This is a genomic window from Delftia sp. CH05, assembly GCF_009827015.1.
Lineage (GTDB): Bacteria > Pseudomonadota > Gammaproteobacteria > Burkholderiales > Burkholderiaceae_C > Comamonas > Comamonas tsuruhatensis.
Genome location: NZ_WUMG01000003.1, coordinates 302,891 through 323,137, shown reverse-complemented (window position 1 = coordinate 323,137; position 20,247 = coordinate 302,891). Strand labels below are relative to the sequence as shown.

At 67.7% G+C, this 20,247-nt stretch carries 19 protein-coding genes; 12 read left to right on the top strand and 7 right to left on the bottom strand.

All coding sequences use genetic code 11. The annotated features are described in order from the left end of the window. The first annotated feature begins 11 nt into the window (after window positions 1-11). From GRX31_RS04990 to GRX31_RS04980, 3 genes are all read left to right on the top strand, one after another. Window positions 12-383, top strand: coding sequence for a dihydroneopterin aldolase (locus tag GRX31_RS04990; protein ID WP_160851737.1), 372 nt, complete (start codon window positions 12-14; stop codon window positions 381-383). Further along, a complete protein-coding gene (gene ttcA / locus GRX31_RS04985) occupies window positions 377-1,348 on the top strand; it encodes a tRNA 2-thiocytidine(32) synthetase TtcA (protein ID WP_016446517.1) in 972 nt (323 codons plus the stop codon). Before GRX31_RS04990 ends, ttcA begins: the two co-directional genes overlap by 7 nt. 77 nt (window positions 1,349-1,425) lie before the next feature. After that, window positions 1,426-2,124, top strand: a complete 699-nt coding sequence (locus tag GRX31_RS04980; RefSeq protein ID WP_016451861.1) for a DUF4136 domain-containing protein — start codon at window positions 1,426-1,428, stop codon at window positions 2,122-2,124. A gap of 75 nt (window positions 2,125-2,199) precedes the next feature. Here GRX31_RS04980 and GRX31_RS04975 read toward each other — a convergent pair whose 3' ends face one another. Genes GRX31_RS04975 through GRX31_RS04960 form a run of 4 tightly spaced genes read right to left on the bottom strand, consistent with a single transcriptional unit; the run spans window position 2,200 to window position 7,423 of the window. Further along, a complete protein-coding gene (locus GRX31_RS04975) occupies window positions 2,200-3,927 on the bottom strand; it encodes a dipeptide ABC transporter ATP-binding protein (RefSeq protein WP_160851736.1) in 1,728 nt (575 codons plus the stop codon). Continuing rightward, on the bottom strand, window positions 3,924-4,862 hold the full coding sequence (locus GRX31_RS04970; protein ID WP_012203172.1) for an ABC transporter permease: 939 nt from the start codon (window positions 4,860-4,862) through the stop codon (window positions 3,924-3,926). The genes GRX31_RS04975 and GRX31_RS04970 overlap by 4 nt, the downstream gene beginning before the upstream one ends. Further along, the gene (locus GRX31_RS04965) at window positions 4,859-5,824 is read right to left on the bottom strand and encodes an ABC transporter permease (RefSeq protein ID WP_016446522.1); all 966 of its coding nucleotides are present in this window, start codon (window positions 5,822-5,824) and stop codon (window positions 4,859-4,861) included. The genes GRX31_RS04970 and GRX31_RS04965 overlap by 4 nt, the downstream gene beginning before the upstream one ends. 6 nt (window positions 5,825-5,830) lie before the next feature. Next, window positions 5,831-7,423, bottom strand: coding sequence for an ABC transporter substrate-binding protein (locus tag GRX31_RS04960; protein WP_151019531.1), 1,593 nt, complete (start codon window positions 7,421-7,423; stop codon window positions 5,831-5,833). 354 nt (window positions 7,424-7,777) lie between these two features. Between GRX31_RS04960 and GRX31_RS04955 the strand changes: the two genes are divergently transcribed. Both GRX31_RS04955 and GRX31_RS04950 read left to right on the top strand, forming a co-directional pair. Then, window positions 7,778-8,269 (top strand): DUF2501 domain-containing protein, encoded by a 492-nt coding sequence (locus GRX31_RS04955; protein WP_016446524.1) that lies wholly within the window; start codon window positions 7,778-7,780, stop codon window positions 8,267-8,269. Window positions 8,270-8,473: 204 nt separating this feature from the next. Next, window positions 8,474-9,115 (top strand): histidine phosphatase family protein, encoded by a 642-nt coding sequence (locus tag GRX31_RS04950; RefSeq protein ID WP_034367346.1) that lies wholly within the window; start codon window positions 8,474-8,476, stop codon window positions 9,113-9,115. A gap of 24 nt (window positions 9,116-9,139) precedes the next feature. Here the strand turns inward: GRX31_RS04950 and GRX31_RS04945 are convergent, their stop codons facing one another. Beyond that, window positions 9,140-10,144 (bottom strand): Bug family tripartite tricarboxylate transporter substrate binding protein, encoded by a 1,005-nt coding sequence (locus GRX31_RS04945; RefSeq protein ID WP_043789951.1) that lies wholly within the window; start codon window positions 10,142-10,144, stop codon window positions 9,140-9,142. Window positions 10,145-10,380: 236 nt separating this feature from the next. Between GRX31_RS04945 and GRX31_RS04940 the strand changes: the two genes are divergently transcribed. From GRX31_RS04940 to GRX31_RS04920, 5 genes are all read left to right on the top strand, one after another. Beyond that, the gene (locus tag GRX31_RS04940; protein WP_160851734.1) at window positions 10,381-12,216 is read left to right on the top strand and encodes a lysoplasmalogenase family protein; all 1,836 of its coding nucleotides are present in this window, start codon (window positions 10,381-10,383) and stop codon (window positions 12,214-12,216) included. Between the two features lie 290 nt (window positions 12,217-12,506). Beyond that, window positions 12,507-12,743 carry a hypothetical protein gene (locus GRX31_RS04935; RefSeq protein ID WP_016446528.1) on the top strand — a complete coding sequence of 79 codons (237 nt, stop codon included), beginning with the start codon at window positions 12,507-12,509 and terminating at the stop codon, window positions 12,741-12,743. Between the two features lie 214 nt (window positions 12,744-12,957). Next, the gene (locus tag GRX31_RS04930; RefSeq protein WP_160851732.1) at window positions 12,958-13,377 is read left to right on the top strand and encodes a hypothetical protein; all 420 of its coding nucleotides are present in this window, start codon (window positions 12,958-12,960) and stop codon (window positions 13,375-13,377) included. A gap of 18 nt (window positions 13,378-13,395) precedes the next feature. Beyond that, window positions 13,396-16,155 carry a magnesium-translocating P-type ATPase gene (mgtA, locus tag GRX31_RS04925; RefSeq protein ID WP_160851730.1) on the top strand — a complete coding sequence of 920 codons (2,760 nt, stop codon included), beginning with the start codon at window positions 13,396-13,398 and terminating at the stop codon, window positions 16,153-16,155. 63 nt (window positions 16,156-16,218) lie between these two features. Beyond that, the gene (locus GRX31_RS04920; protein ID WP_012203158.1) at window positions 16,219-16,935 is read left to right on the top strand and encodes an MgtC/SapB family protein; all 717 of its coding nucleotides are present in this window, start codon (window positions 16,219-16,221) and stop codon (window positions 16,933-16,935) included. Between the two features lie 7 nt (window positions 16,936-16,942). Here the strand turns inward: GRX31_RS04920 and ruvB are convergent, their stop codons facing one another. Together ruvB and ruvA are read right to left on the bottom strand one after the other, a co-directional pair. Continuing rightward, window positions 16,943-18,028: a Holliday junction branch migration DNA helicase RuvB gene (ruvB, locus tag GRX31_RS04915; protein ID WP_016451874.1), complete on the bottom strand. Its 1,086-nt coding sequence runs from the start codon at window positions 18,026-18,028 to the stop codon at window positions 16,943-16,945. A gap of 7 nt (window positions 18,029-18,035) precedes the next feature. Then, complete coding sequence (ruvA, locus tag GRX31_RS04910; RefSeq protein WP_016446532.1) at window positions 18,036-18,608, bottom strand: Holliday junction branch migration protein RuvA; 573 nt, start codon at window positions 18,606-18,608, stop codon at window positions 18,036-18,038. A 125-nt stretch (window positions 18,609-18,733) separates the two neighbouring features. Here ruvA and GRX31_RS04905 point away from each other — a divergent pair, with 125 nt between their 5' ends. Both GRX31_RS04905 and ybeY read left to right on the top strand, forming a co-directional pair. Continuing rightward, the gene (locus GRX31_RS04905; RefSeq protein ID WP_016446533.1) at window positions 18,734-19,705 is read left to right on the top strand and encodes a PhoH family protein; all 972 of its coding nucleotides are present in this window, start codon (window positions 18,734-18,736) and stop codon (window positions 19,703-19,705) included. 70 nt (window positions 19,706-19,775) lie between these two features. Further along, entirely contained in the window at window positions 19,776-20,234 is a 459-nt protein-coding gene (gene ybeY, locus GRX31_RS04900; RefSeq protein ID WP_016446534.1) for an rRNA maturation RNase YbeY, read from the top strand. Window positions 20,235-20,247: the final 13 nt, after the last annotated feature.

Here is a 20,247-nt window from a genome sequence, read left to right as displayed (position 1 = left end):
GGCTTTTCCCCATGCACTCCGCCACCGGACAACAGATCCTGACGCTCACGGGTTTGCGTTTCGACGCCAACCTGGGCATCCTCGCCCACGAAAAACAGATGCCCCAGCCCATCCAGGTCGATGCAGAGCTGAGCCTGGGCACCCAACCGCTGGCTCCGCGCGACGACGACATCCTGCATGTGCTGGACTACCGCAAGGTGCGCCAGATCATCATCGATGAATGCACGGCCGAGCATGTGAACCTGCTGGAGAGCCTGATCGGCAAGCTGGCCCAGCGCCTGATGCAGCTGCCCGGCGTGATGGGCGTGCGCGTGAAGATCGCCAAGCTCGAAATTTTTGACGACTGCGAAGTGGCCATTCGCGTCGAGACAGGACAATGGTGAACCCCATGAACGCAGTGACCGACAACCCCTGGCTGGCCGAAGAAGCCGCCGCCGACGCCCCCGCAGACACCGCAGGCGGCAACCGCATCAAGATCGAGCGCGAGCAGATCAAGCTCGAAAAGCGCCTGTGCCGCGAGGTGGGCCGCGCCATCACCGACTTCAACATGATCGAGGAAGGCGACAAGATCATGGTCTGCATGTCGGGTGGCAAGGACAGCTACACGATGCTGGACGTGCTGCGCAAGCTGCAAAAGCGCGCGCCCGTCAAATTCGAGCTGGTGGCCGTGAACCTCGACCAGAAGCAGCCCGGCTTTCCCGACCATGTGCTGCCCGAGTACTTCAAGAGCATCGGCGTGGACTACCACATCGAAACGCAGGACACCTACAGCGTGGTCAAGCGCGTCGTGCCCGAGGGCAAGACCACCTGCGGCCTGTGCTCGCGCCTGCGCCGCGCCATCCTGTACAAGGTGGCCGACGAGCTGGGCTGCACCAAGGTGGCCCTGGGCCACCACCGCGACGACATCGTGCAGACGCTGATGCTCAACATGTTCTACGGCGGCCGCATGAAGGGCATGCCCCCGAAGCTGGTCTCGGACGACGGCAAGCATGTGGTGATCCGCCCGCTGTGCTACGTGCCCGAGAAGGACACCGTGCGCTGGGCCCAGTACCAGAACTTCCCCATCATCCCCTGCAACCTCTGCGGCAGCCAGGACGGCCTGCAGCGCGTGGCCGTGGGCGAGCTGCTGCGCGAGTGGGACAAGAAATTCCCGGGCCGCGTGGAAAGCATGTTCCGCGCCATGGGCCACATCGTGACCACGCACATGATGGATCCCGAGCTGCACGACTTCAAGAACGCCAAGGCCACCGGCATTGCCGACCCCAACGGCGACATGGCCTTCGACCATGAAGAGATGCCAGTGTCCGCATCGCTGCCCGGTCTGCAGGTGGTACAACTGTCGTCCTGACGGCTGAACCTATAACAATCGCCCCACTCCAACCAAGGCCCGTGCAAACGGGCCTTTTTTCGACCAAGGAGTACACCATGAAGCTGCGCTGCATCCATGTCCTGGCCATCGTGGCCACGGCCTTGCTTACGGGCTGCGCCAGCGTGCGCGAAGTCCAGAGCACCGTCCAGAGCTATTCCACGCTGGGCGCCCTGCCCGCGCCGCCCACCTACCGCCTGGAAGTGCTGCCCTCGCAACGCGAGGCGCAGACGCACTTCGCGGCCATCGAGTCCCAGGCCCAGCAGGCACTGGGCCGCGTGGGCCTGCAGCGCGACGACTCCCGGGCCAGCCTGATCGTGCAGATCGGCGCCGACGCACGCTATGCGCGCGACTACGCCGCCTGGCCCTACTACGACCGCTGGGGCGGCCCGCGCTGGGGTTGGGGCCTGGGCTACGGGCGCGGCTGGGGCATGGGCTTTGGCGGCAGCTTCATGTTCGACGGCCCGCCGCTGGAGTACTACCGCGCCGTCAGCATCGTGATGCGCAACGCCACCACGCAGCAGATCGTCTACGAGACCTCGGCCCAGCGCCAGGATGTGTGGACCGACGACCCGGCCATCTTCGGCATCCTGTTCGACGCCGCGCTCACCGGCTTCCCCAACCCGCCCAAGGGCTCGCGCGTGGTGCGCACCACCATCGGTCCGGTGCAGCAGGGTGGCGCGCCAGCGCAGCAGCCGGCCCAGGGGGCACCTGCGGCGCAGGCAGCACCGGCCACGCCACCAGCACCCGCCCGGTAAGCCATCGTGTCCTCAGAAGCAAAGGCCTGCATCCGCAGGCCTTTTTTGCATGGTGATGGCGCTTGAAGCAGTGCCTCAGTGCACATGCTCCATATCAGGCACGGCAGCCATCAGCGCGCGCGTGTATGCATGCTGCGGTGCATCGAGCACGGCGCCGGCCTCGCCGGTCTCGACCAAGCGGCCGCGCTGCATGACGCCGATGTCGTCGCACATGTGGCGGATCACGGCCAGGTTGTGGCTGATGAGCAGATAGGTCAGGCCGAACTCCTCCTGCAGGTCGCGCATGAGGTTGAGCACCTGGGCCTGGACCGAGACGTCCAGCGCCGAGGTGGGCTCGTCGCAGATGATGAATTCGGGCCGGCTGGCCAGGGCGCGCGCGATGGCGATGCGCTGGCGCTGCCCGCCCGAGAACTGGTGCGGGTACTTGCGCGCATCATCGGGCTTCATGCGCACGCGGCGCAGCGCCTCCTGCACGCGCTCGGCCGTCTCGTCCTTGCCGGCAGTCAGGGCCAGCACCTGCAGGGGCTCGGCAATCAGTTCCTGCACGGTCCAGCGCGGGTTCAGGCTGGCATACGGGTCCTGGAAGATCATCTGGAAGCGCCGGCGCATGGCCACGGTCTGGGCGGCCGGGCTCCACTTGTCCACGCCGTCGAACAGCACGGTGCCGCTGGTGGGCGGCGTCAGCCCGGCCACCATGCGCGCCACCGTGGATTTGCCCGAGCCGGACTCACCGACCAGGCCGAAGGTGGAGCCCCTGCGGATGGAGAAGCCGACGCCGTCCGCGGCCTTGAGGATCTTTTTGTCCTCGCGCGCCAGCAGCCGGGCCAGCCAGCCGCTGGACAGGTCGAACTCCTTGCACAGATCCCTGACCTCCAGCAGGGCAGCCGCGGGCTCCTGCGCACCGGCCCCGGGCTGCCAGGGCACGGCGGGCGCGGCAGGGCCGCCGCCCACCTCTGGCACGGGCAGGCGCTGCACGCGGTGGTGCACGCTGGGAATGGCGCCCATCAGCACCTGGGTGTAGGGCTGCTGCGGCGCGTCCAGCACCTGGCGCACGGGGCCGGTTTCCAGCACGCGGCCCTGGTACATGACCATGACGCGGTCGGCCGTCTCGGCGATGACGCCCATGTCGTGCGTGATCAGCATGGCGGCCGCGCCGCGCTCCTTGCACACGCGGCGCAGCAGGGCAATGATCTGCGCCTGCACGGACACGTCCAGCGCCGTGGTGGGCTCGTCGGCAATGATGAGTTCGGGCTCGGCGCACAGCGCCAAGGCAATGGCCACGCGCTGGCGCATGCCGCCCGAGAACTGGTGCGGATACTGGGCCATGCGCTCGCGCGCCTGCGGGATCTCCACCTCTTCGAGCAGGGCCAGCGCGCGTGCCTCGGCTTCCTTCTCGGAGACGGGCAGGTGCGTGCGGATGGTCTCCACCAGGTGCCGGCCCACGGTATAGACCGGGTTCAGGCTGGTCAGCGGGTCCTGGAAGATGGAGCCTATGCGCCGGCCGCGTATGCGCCGCAGGTCCTCGCCGCGCAGCGTGTCGATGCGCTCGCCGCGCAACTGCACCGTGCCGGCCGAGATGCGGCCCGGCGGCTCGATCAGGCCGATCACGGCGGCGCCCGTCATGGACTTGCCCGCGCCAGACTCGCCGACCACGCCCAGGATCTCGCCGGGCGCAATGTCGAAGGACACATCGTCCAGCACCTGCACGGGGCCCTTGTAGGTGTCGAAGGTGACGGACAGGCCGCGAACGCTCAGCACCGCAGGCTGTGCGGGGGGCTGCCCGGATTGTTGTGTCGTGCTCATTGCAGCTTGGGGTTCAGTGCGTCGCGCAGCCAGTCGCCGACGAGGTTGACGGACAGCGCCAGCGCCAGCAGCACCAGCGAGGGGAACAGCAATATCCACCACTCGCCCGAGAACAGGAAGCCCTGGCCGATGCGGATCAGCGTGCCCAGCGAAGGCTGGGTGGGCGGCAGGCCCACGCCCAGGTAGGACAGCGTGGACTCGGCCACGATGGCATGCGCGAAGCTGATGGTGGCGATGACCAGGATGGGCGCCAGCAGGTTGGGCAGGATGTGGCGCACCAGGATGGCCACGCGGCTGCGGCCTATGAGCTGGGCCGCCAGCACGTAGTCCTTGTGCTTTTCCACCATCACCGCGCCGCGCACGGTGCGCGCGTACTGCACCCAGTCGGACAGGCCGATGGCCACGATGATCACGAAGACCGCCATGTCGTCGCGGTAGCCCTCGGGCAGCAGGCCGCGTGCGATGCCGAAGACCAGCAGCGCCACCAGGATCACGGGAAAGGTCAGCTGTACATCGGCGATGCGCATCATCAGCGTGTCGAACCAGCCGCCCGCATAGCCGCAGACCAGGCCCAGCGGCACGCCGATCAGCAGGGACAGCCCCACGGCCGACACGCCCACCAGCACCGACATGCGCAGCCCGTAGAGGATGGCGCTCCACACATCGCGGCCCTGGTCGTCCGATCCCAGCGCGTACAGCGTGCCGCTGGTGCCCGCCTGGCCCGGCGGCGTGAAGGCATCCATCAGGTCCAGATTGGCCGGATCGAAGGGGTTCTGCCACGCCAGCCAGGGCGACAGCAGCGTGGCCGCCACGATCAGCGCCAGCACCAGCGCCGCCGCCTGCACCAGGCGCGAGCGTGCAAACGCGCGCTTGACCGGCGAGTCGCTGGCGCGCCAGCCCGTGGGAGGGATTGCTTGTTTGGCGGAATCGGTCATCGGTTTCTCAAGCGGGGGTCCACAATCACGTACAGGAAATCGACGAGCAGGTTGATGCCCACGTACAGCAGCGCGATGAACATCAGGTAGGCGGCGATCAGCGGCACGTCCACACCCTGGATGGAGGAGATGAACAGCAGGCCCACGCCGGGCCACTGGAACACGGTCTCGGTGACGATGGCAAAGGCGATCAGCGAGCCGATCTGCAGGCCCGCAATGGTGATCACGGGAATCAGGGTATTGCGCAGCGCATGGCCGAAGTACAGATCGCGCTCACGCAGCCCGCGCGCACGGCCGAAGCGCATGTAGTCGGCGCGCAGCACCTCCAGCATCTCGGCGCGCACCAGGCGCATGATCAGGGTCATGTTGTAGAAGCCCAGCGTGATGGCCGGCAGGATCAGCGCCGACCAGCCCGAAGCCGTCAGCAGCCCGGTCTCCCAGCCGCCCAGCTTCACCGTCTCGCCGCGCCCGAAGGACGGCAGCCAGCGCAGCTCCACGGCAAACAGGTAGATCAGGGCGATGCCGATCAGGAAGGTGGGCAGGGACACGCCCACCAGCGACACCGTCATGATCGAACGGCTCAGCCAACCCTCGCGCCGTATGGCCGTGTACACGCCCAGCGCCACGCCGATGACCAGGGCGAACAGCGCCGCCGTCATCGCCAGCTCCAGCGTGGCGGGCAGGCGCTCGGCAATGATCTCGGTCACGGGGCGCTTGAGCCGGTAGGAGATGCCCAGGTCTCCCTGCAGCACCTTGCCCACGTAAGCCAGGTACTGCAGCGGCACGGGCTTGTTGAAGCCCAGGCTTTCCGTCAGCGCCTCGCGCTCGGCAACCGTCGCGTCCTCGCCCAGCAGGCTGATCGTGGGATCGCCGATATGGCGGAACACCATGAACGAGACAAAGGAGACGGCCAGCAGGACCAGGGCGGACTGGCCCAGCCGGCGCAGCAGATGGACCAGCATCGGCGCTTACTTCTTCTCGAACTTGACGAACTTGAAGTGCAGCGCGTTGTCCGGGTGCACGGGCACATTGAGCCGGGGCACGGACGCGAAGTGGATCACCTGGTCATGCAGCGCAATGTAGAAGCGCTCCTTTTGCACGGTCTCCCAGATGCTCTTGATGGTGGCATCGCGCTTTGCCTTGTCGCTCTCCGAGGACAGGGACAGGATCTTGGCATCCACATCGGCATTGCTGTAGTGCGTGGCATTTTGCGCACCCCGGCTGTCCTTGCCGCGCGTATGCACCAGGAAGTCGAAGATGTAGGCCGAGTCGTAGGTGGGCACGCCCCAGCCGTACAGGTAGAAGTCGCTGTCCGCCTTGGTCAGCGAGACGCTGTGCATGGCGATCGGCCGGGCCGAGACTTCGGTCTTGATGCCGATGCGACCCAGGAAACCGGCCACCGCCGTGGCGATGGCCTCGTCGTTCACATAGCGGTCGTTGGGCGTGTTCAGCGTGATGGTGAAGCCGTTGGGGTAGCCCGCCTCGGCCAGCAGTTGCTTGGCCTTGGCGGCATCCGCCTTGGGATAGGCCGCGAAGGCCTTGTCGTAGCCATTGACGAACGACGGCGCGATCACGCCGGTGGGAATCGACAGGCCGCGCATCACCGAGCGCTTGATCGCATCGCGGTCGATGGCCAGCTCGATGGCCTGGCGCACCTTGGGATCGGCCAGCGGATTCTTGCCCTTGACGTTGCTGCTCTTGAGCTCGGCCGCACCCACGTTCAGGCCCAGGAAGATGGAGCGGTTCTCGGGGCCTTCATTGATGCGCAGGCGCTTGTCCTGCTTCAGGCGCGCCACGTCCTGCGCGGGAATGTCCTGGGCGAAGTCCACCTCGCCCGACAGCAGGGCCGCCACGCGCGTGGCCGGGGACTTGATGGGCAGGTAGACCAGCTCGGTCACCTGCAGCGGGAACTGGCCCTTGCCCCAGTAGTCGGGGTTGAGCTTCATCACCGTCCTCGAATCGACCTCGCGGCTGGCCAGCACATAGGCGCCCGTGCCGTTGGCCGCGCGCGTGGCGCCGTTCTCGGTCTTGCTGGCCGTGTCCTGCGTGGTCTCGGCGCCGTTGGCCTTGGACCACTTCTCGCTCATGATGAAGAGATTGGTCAGGTTGTCGGGGAAGATCAGGTTCGGGCCCTTGGTCTTCACCTGCACCGTGAGATCGTCCACGGCCTTGGCCTCCTCCATCGAGGACAGCAGGGACTTGACCTGGGCGTTCTCGCCCTTGGCGCGGTTCAGCGAGAAGACCACGTCGCGCGCCGTGAACGGCGTGCCGTCATGGAACTTGACGTTGGGACGCAGCTTGAACTCCCAGACCGACGGGTCGGAGGTCATCTTCCACGAGGTGGCCAGCGTGGGCACCAGCTTGCCGTCGGCCGAGCGGATGACCAGGGTTTCGTAGATCTGGTGCAGCAGCACGAAATTGGTGCCCACGTTGAAGGCATGCGGGTCCAGCGAAGTCGGATCGGAGCCGCGCGCCCAGCGCACGGTCTCGGCCTGGGCCAGCGCGGCCGAGGTCAACAGGCCTGCGGCCAGCAAAGAACTGCCCAGAATCTTCATGATCATTTGTCTGCTCCCCTGTGGATTGATTGGAAAGGCGGCGGCCATGCGACGCAGCAGCCCGGGCGCCGCAAGAAGCGGGCCATATAGGTGCGCCCCACTTTAAATAACTTTTTCAGCTTGTTGAATTGATTTTTATACTTAAAAGCCATTTCCAAATAACAAGACTGCCGCCGCGGCCCGCCAATGATGTGCGGCCATCATGGACAGGCCAACGGCTTTGACAGCTAGTGAAAACGCGAAAGACCGACACGGCCCGCTCTGGCAAAGGTTTGCAATCGGGCACAGGTCTGCGCCGCACGGCGTGCTAATTTCAGGCCCTGTATCGAGCCTGCGGGTTTCCGCGGAAAGGAAGCATCCATGAAGACATCCATTGCCAGCGCACTGCTGTGCGCCATGCTGGGCCTGGGCGCCCTGCCTGCCCAGGCGTCGGGCCTGGGCGACTCGCTGCGCCAGGCCTCGGGCCTTGGCGGTGACAAGGCCGCCGCCAGCAGCGAAGGCGCCGGCTCCGGCCTCGGCGGCATGCTGGGTGCGGGCGCAGGCGGTGCGGGCGCGCTGTCCGCCCTGGGCCTGAGCCCCTCGGCCACGGCCGGCAATGCGGCAGGCGTCATCTCCTACTGCATGAAGAACAACTACCTCAATGCCGACAAGGCGGCCCAGGTCAAGGACCAGTTGCTGGGCAAGCTGGGCATGCAAAAGCAGGAAGAGCCCAAGGACACGGGATTCCAGAACGGCCTGGGCGGCCTGGTCACCGGCTCCAACGGCAAGAGCTTCAGTATCGACAAGCTCAAGGGCGACCTCAAGGAGAAGGCCTGCGACTTCGTGCTGGACAACGCTAAATCGCTGATCTGACCCCCTGAGCGGCTGCGCCGCTTCCCCCTTCTCGCTTCGCGGAGGGGGACGACACCTTCGGCTGGGCGCCCCCGCCGCGAGGCGGCTCTTGCTCGGCGTCCCTGAGTGGGGCCGCGCCAGTTTCAACGGCGGCGCGCGATGCAGGCTTGCCTGGCTTGCGGGACAATGCCTGCTCCTTTTTGCAGCACTCCACGCCAGCCCCTCATGCAAGCCACGCGCATCATTGCCATCCGCCACGGAGAAACCGCCTGGAATGTGGACGCCCGCATCCAGGGCCATCTGGACATTCCTCTCAACGACCTGGGCCTGTGGCAGGCCGCCCAGGCCGGCAAGGCCCTGGCGGGCGAGCCGGTGGCCGCCATCTACAGCAGCGACCTTCTGCGTGCCTATGCCACGGCCGAGGCCGTGGCCGCGACCACGGGCGCATCGCTGACGGCCGACAAGGGCCTGCGCGAACGCTGCTTCGGCAGCTTCGAGGGCCAGACCTTCAACGATATCGAGGCGTCCCACCCGGAGGACGCGCTGCGCTGGCGCAAGCGCGATCCCGAGTTCGTGCCCGCTGGCGGCGGCGAGTCGCTGCTGATGCTGCGCGACCGCATCTCGGCCACGGTGAACCGGCTGGCCAGTGGCCATCCCGGCGAGCAGATCGTGATCGTGGCGCATGGCGGCGTGATGGATGTGCTCTACCGCCTGGCCACGCACCAGGAAGTGCAGGCACCCCGCACCTGGGCGCTGGGCAACGCGGCCATCAACCGCCTGCTGTGGACGCCCCAGGGCCTGGGCCTGGTCGGCTGGGGCGATGTGCAGCACCTGGAAGGCGGTGCGCGCGACGAGGTTTTCAGCTGAACGCCCGCACTGCAGCGCAGTCCCTCATTCCACCTGGATATTGGCGGACTTGACGATCTGCGTGTAGCTCGCCTTTTCCTTCTTCAGGAACTGGGCGAACGTGGCCGGCGTGCCCGAGCCGGGCGTGGCGCCGCTGTCCTGCAGGCGCTTGCGGACCTCGGGCAGCTTCAGCACCTCGGCCAGTTCGGCGGCCAGGCGGCTGACCACGGGTTCGGGCGTGCGGGCGGGGGCGAACAGGCCGGTCCAGGCTTCCAGCTCGAAGCCCTTCAAATCAGGAGCCTCCGCAAAGCTCATCACCTCGGGAATCACGTCGATGCGCTGTGCCGAGGTCACGCCCACGCCTTCCAGCTTTTTCTGCTGCACCAGCGGCGTGGCGCCGGTGGTCATCAGAATGCCCAGATCGACCTGGCCGCCCATGACCTCGCTGGTCACCTGGGCCACGCCGCGATAGGGCACATGGACCAGGCGGATGCGGGCGCGCTCCTGCAGCCGCTCCATGGCCAGGTGCAGCACCGTTCCCACGCCCGGGGTGGCATAGGTCAGCGCGCCGGGCCGGGCGCGGGCCATGCTGATCAGCTCGTTGAGGTTGTGCACGGGCAGGCCAGGGCGGGCCACGATCACCATGGGCGCCACCGAAGTCAGGCCCACGGGAGCCAGATCACGCTCGGCGTCATAGCGCACGGAGGAGTTCACCAGTTGCGCAATGCTCACCGGCCCGTCAAAGCCCAGCAGCAGCGTGTAGCCATCGGCATGCGAGCGCGCCACCTTGCTCACGCCCAGCACGCCGCCGGAGGCCGGCACGTTGTCCACCACCACCGACTGGCGCAGCCGCGCACCCAGCTTTTCGGCGATCAGCCGCGCCGTGGCGTCCACATCGCTGCCCGCGCCGAAGGGCACGATCAGCGTGATGGGCCCGCCTGCCGGCCAGGGCTTGCCCGCGCCCGGCGCGGCATGGGCGGCGGGTGCAGCAGCAAGGGCCGCAGCCACTGAGGCGGCAGCCGATAGCAGGGAGCGTCGGGACAGGTGCATGGAGCGTGGGCATGCGCGGCGCATGCCGGCGAAGGCGGTGCGGGCTGGCAATGGCCTGCAGGGCAGGGACGGCCAGCGCGTGGAAAGCGGGCGATTCTGCCATAGGGCGCAATTTTCCTGCCACACGCTTGCCACGAAGCCCTATTTATTGCAATCCGTTTCAACCCTTGTGATTCCGTGTCCTAGGGTTCTCGCCTAAGGCGCTGCCCCGCCGCCATGCCCAGAATCGGCTGACCATGCTCTCACCCAGCCAAGTCATTGTCTTCGCCACGCCTGCCTTTTTGCTGCTGATCGCGCTGGAATGGGGCGTGAGCCTGTGGCGCGGGCGCAATGCCTACCGGCTGGCCGACGCCATCAGCTCCATCAGCCTGGGCATGCTCAGCCAGACCAGCGCCGTCTTCACCACGCTGCTGCGCGTGGGCCTGTACACGCTGGCCTTCGAGCACCTGGCGCTGTGGCGCAACGATGCCTTCTGGACCAGCATTCCCGGCTGGCTGCTGGCCCTGCTGTTCTACGACTTCTGCTACTACTGGCTTCACCGCATGGGCCACGAGGTGGCCGTGCTGTGGGCAGCCCACGCCGTGCACCACCAGAGCCAGAACTACAACCTGTCGACGGCGCTGCGCCAGACCAGCTCGGGCGCGCTGCTGGGCTGGCTGTTCTACCTTCCCATGGCGCTGGCCGGCGTGCCGCCGCTGGTGTTTGCCATCGTGGGCCTGATCGATCTGCTCTACCAGTTCTGGGTCCATACCGAGCAGGTGCGGCGCCTGGGCTGGTTCGACCGCTGGTTCTGCGCGCCCAGCAACCACCGCGTGCACCACGCCGTCAATGACTGCTACCTGGACAGGAACTACGGCGGCATCCTCATCGTCTGGGACCGCCTGTTCGGCACCTTCAAGCCCGAGGACGACAGCGAGCCCTGCGTCTACGGCACGCGCGGCCTGCTGCAAAGCTGGGACCCGCTGTGGGCCAACGCCGTGGTGTACCGGCAACTCATCCATGACAGCTGGTATGCGCGGCGCTGGGGCGACAAGCTGCGCGTCTGGCTCAAGCCGCCCGGGTGGCGCCCTGCCGACGTGGCGCAGCGCTTTCCCAGGCCGGCCTTCGACCTGGACGCGCACCGCGTGCTCTACGCACCCGACATGCAGCGCAGCCTGCGCTGGTTTGCGGGCCTGCAGTTCGTGGCGCTGATCGCAGGGGTGTCGCTGTTCCTGTGGCATGCCGACCAGTCCTCGACGGCGCGCAATGCGCTGTGGTTTGGCGTGCTGCTGGCCTGCCAGTGGGCACTGGGCGCGGCCATGCAGGGGCGCATCAGCCTGTGGGTGGCCCTGGCCATCGAGGCCGGCGCGCTGGCCACCGCCACCAGCGTGCTGGACATGCTGCACTGGCACTGGCTGTTCAAGCCGCTGGCCATGGTCTTTGCGCTGATCGCTGTCATGCAGCTGTGGCGCGGCAGCGCGGCGTTCTCGGCGCTGGCGAAACCCGCGCGCGGCGCCTGCTGGCTGGCCGCGGCGTTGGCGGCCTCGATGGCGGGCGACGTGTTCCTGATGCTGCCCGATCTGTTCATCCCGGGCCTGGCCAGCTTTCTGCTCGCCCACCTGGCCTATATCGTGCTGCTGCGCCAGGATGCGCCCTGGTTTGCGCACCGGCCCTCGCTGGCCGCCACGCTGGCCCTGGGCGTTGCCATGTATGCCGTGCTCTGGCAGGGCGGGCTGCCCGCCGCGCTGCGCCTGCCCGTGGCCGCCTATGTGCTGGTCATTGCGCTGATGGCGGCGCAGGCCCTGGGCCGCGCCAGGCACCTGGGCGGCCAGCCCGCCTGGACCGTGGCCATCGGCGCCTGCTTCTTCATGGTCAGCGACTCGCTGCTGGCCATCAACCGCTTCGTGCAGCCTTTCGACGGGGCGCAAGCCGCCGTGCTGTCCACCTACTACGCGGCGCAGTTGCTGATCGTGCAGGGCTGGCTGGCCCGTGGCGCATCGACATCAGGGTTGACCCGAGGCAGCTCGCAAGGCACAATGGCGGGATCGCATTTTCAGGAGTCCTTCCGTGGACAGTGCCAGTTCAACCAGTGACAAACAGCGCGCCGCAATGGCTACGCTGCTGGCTGACTGACCGACTCCTGTGAAGGGAGCGGCCATGTCGGCCGGCTTCCTTCCATTGCTGCGTTTCCCCTTGGATCTTCGCGCCCGCCCGGCGATGCAGTGGCATCTGGCTTGCATCAGGCATGCCGCCCCTGCACCTGAGATTCCAGTTGCTGTGGTTCACTGACCGCGTGTCCGTGCCTGCCCCGTTGCAGCGCGCGGCCCACGCTGCTTGACGGCCCTGCCCGCGGCAGTCTTCCTGGTTCGCCAAGGAGAAAGCCATGTCCACACCGTTCGCTCGCCCCGCAATGCAACGCCTGCAGCCTGCCACTGCCGCGCCCTGCCCCGGCGCCACCGGCACGCGCGTGGCTGCCTCCCAGGCAGCAATGCAGGCCAAGGCACAGGCACAGATGCAAGCCCAGGCCCCATCGGCCATGGAGCACGCCATGCACCTGGACCTGCAGACCCACTGGCCCACGCACCGCATCCGCAGCTTTCTGAGCCTGCAGCCGCGCTGAGCGCGCGCCGCAGCCTTGTCCGCCCCATCGTCAGAAAGGAGTTCCCCCATGGACCCCGATCCGAGTCGATCTTGCCCTGACCCCTCCGATACGGTCCGGCCGCACATGCCTGCGGCCCTTCCGCCCCTTCCCAAGGCCCCGGCCGGGAGGCCCGCGCACGTCCATTGACGGATAGGTGCCGGGCTTCTTTCGGCCGCAACGAAAGAAGCCCGCCATGCAACACGTCATCACCGCGCTGCGGACCACGCCGGCAACCACGCCCGCCACAGCACCCGTCTCCACGCGCGCCAGCCGCACCTCCCACACCACCCGCGCCAGCACCTTGCAGCTGGCCCTGCAAGCCGCCATTGCGGCACGCCATACCGGGCAACTGCACACCCTGCTGCAGCAACACGGCCCCGATCTCTTCGCCCATTCCCTCGTGGCGCTCACGCAGCGCCAGCAGGCCGACGTCCTGTCCCTGCTGGCGGCGCAGGAGCGCGCCGAGGTCTACCGCCACCTGCCTGCCCATGCGCGGCGCCAATGGCTGCAGTCGGCCACCGTGGCCCGCCCGCCGCTGCGCCGCCGCCTGCTGTGCGCCTGCCAGCGCAACTGGCACTGGCTGCGCGCCACCCTTCGCTCGAGCCAGGCCTGAGCCACCGGGGAGGTCGCCATGAAAAACCTCAAGCACCTGTTCCAGGCCTTTTTGCGCAGCCGCCACGCCCTGGGGCTGTTCCGGCGCAATGCCCTGCCCTCGGGCACGGCCGTGCACCACTCGCGCTCGGTATCGCCGACCCTCACGCGCGAGCTGCTGCGCGCCTCGCGCGATGACATCGCCGCCGTGCTGGCGCGCACCAGCTCCAGCGAGGACGGCCTGACCCGCGAGCAGGCCCGCGCCGCGCTCACGCGTCTGGGCCCCAACGAGGCCGAGCACGAAAGGCCGCTGCCCGGCTGGCTGCACCTGTGGTACTGCTACCGCAATCCCTTCAACCTGCTGCTGACGCTGCTGGCCGTGGTCTCCTACGCCACCGAGGACATGAAGGCCACGGTCGTCATCGCCTCCATGGTGCTGCTGTCCACGCTGCTGCGCTTTGTGCAGGAAGGCCGCTCCAACCGCGCCGCCGCGCGGCTCAAGGCCATGGTCAGCAGCACGGCCACGGTGCTGCGCCGCAATGGCGGCCCCACGGCGCCGGCAGATGCCGACTCCGCAGACGCCCCGCACAGCGGCTTCGGACAGCAGGCGCGCCGCTACGAGGTGCCGCTGCGCGAGGTCGTGCCCGGCGATTTCGTGGTGCTGTCGGCCGGGGACATGATTCCTGCCGACTGCCGCGTGCTCAGCGCCAAGGACCTGTTCGTGAGCCAGTCCGCCATGACCGGCGAATCCCTGCCCGTGGAAAAGCGCGCCGACGCCAGTGCATCGAATGGCACCGGCGTGCTGGACGCCAGCAACCTGCTGTTCATGGGCACCAACGTGGTCTCGGGCACGGCGCTGGCCGTGGTGCTGGCCACGGGCAACCGCAGCTACTTCGGCACCATTGCCACGCGGGTGACCTCCAACGACCGCGCGCCCACGGCCTTCGAGACCGGGGTCAACAGCGTCAGCTGGCTGCTGATCCGCTTCGCAGCCGTGATGGTGCCCGTGGTGCTGTTCATCAACGGCTACACCAAGGGCGACTGGGCCGAGGCCTTCCTGTTCGCGCTGTCCGTGGCCGTGGGCCTGACGCCCGAGATGCTGCCCATGATCGTGACCTCCACCCTGGCCAAGGGCGCCGTGGTGCTCTCGCGGCGCAAGGTCGTGGTCAAGCGGCTGGACGCCATCCAGAACTTCGGCGCCATGGACGTGCTGTGCACCGACAAGACCGGCACGCTGACCCAGGACCGCATCGTGCTGGAGCGGCACACCGACGCCTTCGGCCAGCCCTGCGACGAGACGCTGCGCTTCGCCTACCTCAACAGCCACTACCAGACGGGCCTGAAGAACCTGCTCGACCATGCCGTGCTGGAACACGTGGAGCTGCACACCCAGATGCGCGTGGCCGAGGACTACCGCAAGGTCGATGAGATCCCCTTCGACTTCGAGCGCCGCCGCATGTCCGTGGTGGTGGCCGAGCGCGGCCACCACCACGAGCTGATCTGCAAGGGCGCGGTCGAGGAAATCCTGGGCGCCTGCACCCGGCTGCGCGAGGGCGATGGCACGCGCCCGCTGGACGAGGAGCAGCTGGCCCGCGTGCGCCGCGTGACGCGCGAACTCAACCGCGAGGGCCTGCGCGTGGTCGCCGTGGCCATGAAGGAAGTGCCGCCGCACAAGAGCGACTACGGCGTGGCCGACGAGTCGGAGCTGACCCTGATCGGCTACATCGCCTTCCTGGACCCACCGAAGGAAACCACGGCCGAGGCGCTGGCCGCCCTGGCCGCGCACGGCGTGGCCGTCAAGCTGCTGACCGGCGACAACGAACTGGTGGCCGCCAAGGTCTGCCGCGATGTGGGGCTGCCCGCAGACCACATCGTCCTGGGCACGCAGATCGAGCACATGAACGACGAGATGCTGCGCCAGACGGTGGAGCGGCACCAGCTGTTCGCCCGGCTCACGCCGCTGCACAAGGAGCGCATCGTGCATGCGCTGCGCGCCAACGGCCACATCACCGGCTTCATGGGCGACGGCATCAACGACGCCCCGGCCCTGCGCGCGGCCGACATCGGCATCAGCGTGGACAGCGCCGTGGACATCGCAAAGGAAGCGGCCGACATCATCCTGCTGGAAAAAAGCCTGATGGTGCTGGAGCAGGGCGTGATCGAGGGCCGGCGCACCTTCAGCAACATGCTGAAGTACATCCGCTTGACGGCCAGCTCCAACTTCGGCAACGTGTTCTCGGTGATGGTGGCCTCGGCCTTCATCCCCTTCCTGCCCATGCTGCCGCTGCACCTGCTGGTGCAGAACCTGCTGTACGACCTCTCGCAGATCGCCATCCCCTTCGACAACGTGGACGACGAACTGGTGCGCCAGCCGCTGCGCTGGAACCCGGCCGACCTGGGCCGCTTCATGGTGTTCTTCGGGCCCATCAGCTCGCTGTTCGACATCCTGACCTTCGCGCTGATGTGGTTCGTCTTCGCCGCCAACACGCCCGAGCAGCAGACGCTGTTCCAGTCGGGCTGGTTCGTCATCGGGCTGCTCACGCAGACGCTGATCGTGCACATGATCCGCACGCCCAAGATCCCCTTCCTGCAAAGCCGCCCGTCCTGGCCGCTGCTGCTGGCCACGGCGGCCGTGATGGCGGCCGGCATCTTCCTGCCGATGGGGTCGCTGGCCGGCTACTTCAAGCTGCAGGCGCTGCCGGCGGCCTACTTCCCGTGGATGATTGCCATATTGCTGGGCTACGCTTGCCTGGCTACGCTGCTCAAGCGCGTCTACATCCGCCGCTACGGCTGGCAGTGACGCACCCTTCAGCGCCTCTTTCAACGGCCCTTCAACCCACTCACCAGGAAAGCCCGGAACCCCATGCAGGCCCTGCAGAACCTCAACCCCGGCGCCATGCTGGACACCTTCGTCAGCCTGACCACGGCCTTCGTGTTCGGCGCCCTCATCGGCCTGGAGCGCCAGGTGCGCCAGCGCACGGCGGGGCTGCGCACCAACACCCTGGTCGCCGTGGGCGCGGCCGTCTTCGTGGACCTGGCCGTGCGCCTGGGCGGGGCCGAGGGCGCCACGCGCGTGGTGGCCTACGTGGTCTCGGGCGTGGGCTTCCTGGGTGCGGGCGCCATCATGAAGGAAGGGGCCAACATCACCGGGCTGAACACGGCGGCCACGCTGTGGGGCTCGGCCGCCGTGGGCGCCTGCGCGGGCGCCAGCCTGGTGGCCGAGGCCGGCCTGGCCACGCTCTTCGTGCTGGCCAGCAACACCTTGCTGCGCCCCGTGGTCAACCGCATCAACCGCCGCCCGGTGGATGACGAATCCACGGAATCGACCTACTACGTCTACGCCATCTGCCACCGCGGCGCCCAGGGCGATGTGCGCGAGCAGATGCTGGAGCTGCTGGAGAACGCCAGCTACCCCGTGCGCGGCGTGGAAACCCATGCCTTCGGCCCGCAGGACACGGAGATCGAGGCCATGCTCTACGCCACCTCGGTGGACTCCGACGAGCTGGACCGCGTGATCGCCGCCATCGAGGCCCTGCCCGGCGTGCTGCAGGCCTTCTGGAACGCCGGCACGGAAGAGTGAGCCTGCGTCAGCTGGCGTCGTCGCCCGGCACGGGAAGGCCCAGGTGGCGGTACGCCGCCTGGGTCGCCATGCGCCCGCGCGGCGTGCGCTGCAAAAAGCCCTGCTGGATCAGGTAGGGCTCGATCACATCCTCGATGGTGCCCGCCTCCTCGCCGATGCTGGCCGCGATGTTGTCCAGGCCCACGGGGCCGCCGTCGAAGCGGTGCACCACGGCCTCCAGCAGCTTGCGGTCCATGATGTCGAAGCCCTGGGGATCGACATCGAGCATGGCCAGCGCACGGTCGGCCAGCTCGCGCGTGATGCTGCCGTCGCCGCGCACATCGGCATAGTCGCGCACGCGGCGCAGCAGGCGGTTGGCAATGCGCGGCGTGCCGCGCGAGCGGCGCGCGATCTCGAAGGCGCCCTCGTCATCGATGGGCGCGTTCAACAGGCCTGCACTGCGCCGCACGATGCGCGCCAGCTCCTCGGCCGTATAGAACTCCAGCCGCGCCACGATGCCGAAGCGGTCGCGCAGCGGGTTGGTCAGCATGCCCGCGCGCGTGGTCGCGCCCACCAGCGTGAACGGCTGCAGGTCCAGCTTGATGGAGCGCGCCGCCGGCCCCTCGCCGATCATGATGTCGATCTGGTAGTCCTCCAGCGCCGGGTAGAGGATTTCCTCGACCACGGGCGACAGGCGGTGGATCTCGTCGATGAACAGCACATCGTTGGCTTCGAGGTTGGTCAGCAGCGCCGCCAGGTCCTTGGGCTTTTCCAGCACGGGGCCGCTGGTCTGGCGCAGGTTCACGCCCAGCTCGGCCGCGATGATGTGCGACAGCGTGGTCTTGCCCAGGCCCGGCGGGCCGAACAGCAGCACATGGTCCAGCGCCTCGCTGCGCTTTCGGGCCGCGCCGATGAAGATCTCCAGCTGCTCGCGCGCCTTGGCCTGGCCCACGTACTCCTGCAGCAGCTTGGGGCGCAGGGCGCGCTCCATGGCCTCTTCCCCGCGCGAGACCGGCGCTGCCGAAATCATGCGCGGCTTTTCCGGTGCCTTGTCGGGCGCGAAACCGCCCTGCGGAAAGCCGCCCTGCCCGAAATCGTCGGTATGGATGCTCATGCGCCGCTCACTTGGCCAGCGCCTTCAGCGCCAGCTTGATGCCTTCGGTCACGCCCACGTCGGGCGGCAGCTTCTTGAGCGCGGCGGCCGCATCCTTGTCGGAATAGCCCAGCGCCATCAGCGCCTGCACGATGTCGTTCTGGTCGTTGTTCACGAACAGCGACTGCGCGCCCGTATCGGCGCCGATCTTGCCCTTGAGCTCCAGCAGCAGGCGCTCGGCCGTCTTCTTGCCGATGCCCGGCACCTTGACCAGGCGGCCCACCTCCTGCAGCGTCACGGCCTGGGCCAGGTCCTCCACGCTCATGCCGCTGAGCACCGACAACGCCATGCGCGGGCCGATGCCGGTGATCTTGATCAGCTCGCGGAACGCCTGGCGCTCGCTGTGCGTGCCAAAGCCGTACAGAAGCTGCGCATCCTCGCGCACCACGAAGTGCGTCAGCAGGCTGACCCTGGCCCCGCTGGCCGGCAGGTTGTAGAAGGTGCTCATGGGCACCTGCACCTCGTAGCCCACGCCGCCGCAGTCCACCAGCACCTCGGGCGGGTTTTTTTCCAGCAGCGTTCCTGTCAATTTGCCTATCATTGGTGTCCTTTGCCGCCCCAGGGGCGGCTTTTCATGCCCGTCCGCAACCGAACGCCGGCCCATTCACAGGGTATGGCACCACGCCCTCGCGCTGGCCGCCGCCCGGAATCTCTGGAATTATCCGCGTGATCCTGCGCCACACATTCACACCCCACGACAACAACCGGTTGAGCCATCTGTGCGGCCCGGCCGACGCGCACCTGCGCACCATCGAGATCGCACTGGGCGTCAAGATCGCCCACCGCCACGAGCAATTCAAGATCGACGGCCCCAAGGCCAAGGCCAACGACGCACTGGAGCTGCTGCAGGCCCTCTACGAGATGGCCGACGACCCCATCCTGGACGATTCGCTGCAGCTCATGCTGGCCGGCGACACCGAACTCATCGAGCAGCCCCTGGACGCCATCCAGCTTTCCACGCGCCGCCCCGACCTGCGCGCGCGCACGGCCAACCAGTCGGCCTACCTGGAGAACATCGCCCGCCACGACATCACCTTCGGCATCGGCCCGGCCGGCACCGGCAAGACCTACCTGGCCGTGGCCTGCGCCGTGGACGCGCTGGAGCGCAGCGCCGTGCAGCGCATCGTGCTCACGCGCCCGGCCGTGGAAGCAGGCGAGCGCCTGGGCTTCCTGCCCGGCGACCTCACGCAGAAGGTCGACCCCTACCTGCGCCCGCTATACGACGCGCTCTACGACCTCATGGGCTACGAGAAGGTGCAAAAGGCCTTCGAGCGTAATGTGCTGGAGATCGCGCCGCTGGCCTTCATGCGCGGGCGCACGCTGAACAACGCCTTCGTCATCCTGGACGAGGCGCAGAACACCACGCCCGAGCAGATGAAGATGTTCCTCACGCGCATCGGCTTCGGCGCGCGTGCCGTGGTCACGGGCGACGTCAGCCAGATCGACCTGCCCAAGGGCGCCCTGAGCGGCCTGATCGATGCCGAGCGCGTCTTGAAGCGCGTCAAGGGCATCGCCATCAACCACTTCACCAGCGCCGACGTGGTGCGCCACCCGCTGGTGGCCCGCATCGTGGACGCCTACGACGCACGCGGCCAGGCCCCGGCACGCCGTGCCGCACCGCGCCTTGCGGCGCCTTGATCCCGACAGCCACAGCAGACGCCCGCCCACGGGCGCTCCAAAGCACAAGCTCACGCCCACGCACTTCCCCATGTCCCTGAACCAACTGCAACTGTCCCTGCAATTCGCGCGCTTTGCCGAGGCACCTGCCCACCGCGCCGTGCTGTCCCGCAGCAAGGTCACACGCTGGATACGCCATGCCCTGGCCGTCGATGCCGAAATCACCGTGCGCATCGTCGATGCCGAGGAAGGCCAGCAGCTCAACCGCGAGTACCGGCAAAAGGACTACGCCACCAACGTCCTGACCTTCGACTACCAGCAGGAGCCCACCGCCATGGCCGATCTGGTGCTGTGCGCCCCCGTGGTCGAGCGCGAGGCGCGCGAGCAGAACAAGACGCTGGAGGAGCACTACGCCCACCTGCTGGTGCACGGCACGCTGCATGCCCAGGGCTGGGACCATGAAACCAGCGAGCAGGACGCCGAGGAAATGGAAGCCTACGAGACCGAGATCATGGTCGAGCTGGGCTTTGCCGACCCCTACGCCAAGTAGGGCCCGCGCGGGC

What these genes read in the sequence shown, in the direction of transcription:
- GRX31_RS04990 (WP_160851737.1), top strand. Translation starts at nt 12, where the DNA reads ATGCACTCCGCCACCGGACAACAGATCCTGACGCTCACGGGTTTGCGT.
- ttcA (WP_016446517.1), top strand. Translation starts at nt 377, where the DNA reads ATGGTGAACCCCATGAACGCAGTGACCGACAACCCCTGGCTGGCCGAA.
- GRX31_RS04980 (WP_016451861.1), top strand. Translation starts at nt 1,426, where the DNA reads ATGAAGCTGCGCTGCATCCATGTCCTGGCCATCGTGGCCACGGCCTTG.
- GRX31_RS04975 (WP_160851736.1), bottom strand. Translation starts at nt 3,927, where the DNA reads ATGAGCACGACACAACAATCCGGGCAGCCCCCCGCACAGCCTGCGGTG.
- GRX31_RS04970 (WP_012203172.1), bottom strand. Translation starts at nt 4,862, where the DNA reads ATGACCGATTCCGCCAAACAAGCAATCCCTCCCACGGGCTGGCGCGCC.
- GRX31_RS04965 (WP_016446522.1), bottom strand. Translation starts at nt 5,824, where the DNA reads ATGCTGGTCCATCTGCTGCGCCGGCTGGGCCAGTCCGCCCTGGTCCTG.
- GRX31_RS04960 (WP_151019531.1), bottom strand. Translation starts at nt 7,423, where the DNA reads ATGATCATGAAGATTCTGGGCAGTTCTTTGCTGGCCGCAGGCCTGTTG.
- GRX31_RS04955 (WP_016446524.1), top strand. Translation starts at nt 7,778, where the DNA reads ATGAAGACATCCATTGCCAGCGCACTGCTGTGCGCCATGCTGGGCCTG.
- GRX31_RS04950 (WP_034367346.1), top strand. Translation starts at nt 8,474, where the DNA reads ATGCAAGCCACGCGCATCATTGCCATCCGCCACGGAGAAACCGCCTGG.
- GRX31_RS04945 (WP_043789951.1), bottom strand. Translation starts at nt 10,144, where the DNA reads ATGCACCTGTCCCGACGCTCCCTGCTATCGGCTGCCGCCTCAGTGGCT.
- GRX31_RS04940 (WP_160851734.1), top strand. Translation starts at nt 10,381, where the DNA reads ATGCTCTCACCCAGCCAAGTCATTGTCTTCGCCACGCCTGCCTTTTTG.
- GRX31_RS04935 (WP_016446528.1), top strand. Translation starts at nt 12,507, where the DNA reads ATGTCCACACCGTTCGCTCGCCCCGCAATGCAACGCCTGCAGCCTGCC.
- GRX31_RS04930 (WP_160851732.1), top strand. Translation starts at nt 12,958, where the DNA reads ATGCAACACGTCATCACCGCGCTGCGGACCACGCCGGCAACCACGCCC.
- mgtA (WP_160851730.1), top strand. Translation starts at nt 13,396, where the DNA reads ATGAAAAACCTCAAGCACCTGTTCCAGGCCTTTTTGCGCAGCCGCCAC.
- GRX31_RS04920 (WP_012203158.1), top strand. Translation starts at nt 16,219, where the DNA reads ATGCAGGCCCTGCAGAACCTCAACCCCGGCGCCATGCTGGACACCTTC.
- ruvB (WP_016451874.1), bottom strand. Translation starts at nt 18,028, where the DNA reads ATGAGCATCCATACCGACGATTTCGGGCAGGGCGGCTTTCCGCAGGGC.
- ruvA (WP_016446532.1), bottom strand. Translation starts at nt 18,608, where the DNA reads ATGATAGGCAAATTGACAGGAACGCTGCTGGAAAAAAACCCGCCCGAG.
- ybeY (WP_016446534.1), top strand. Translation starts at nt 19,776, where the DNA reads ATGTCCCTGAACCAACTGCAACTGTCCCTGCAATTCGCGCGCTTTGCC.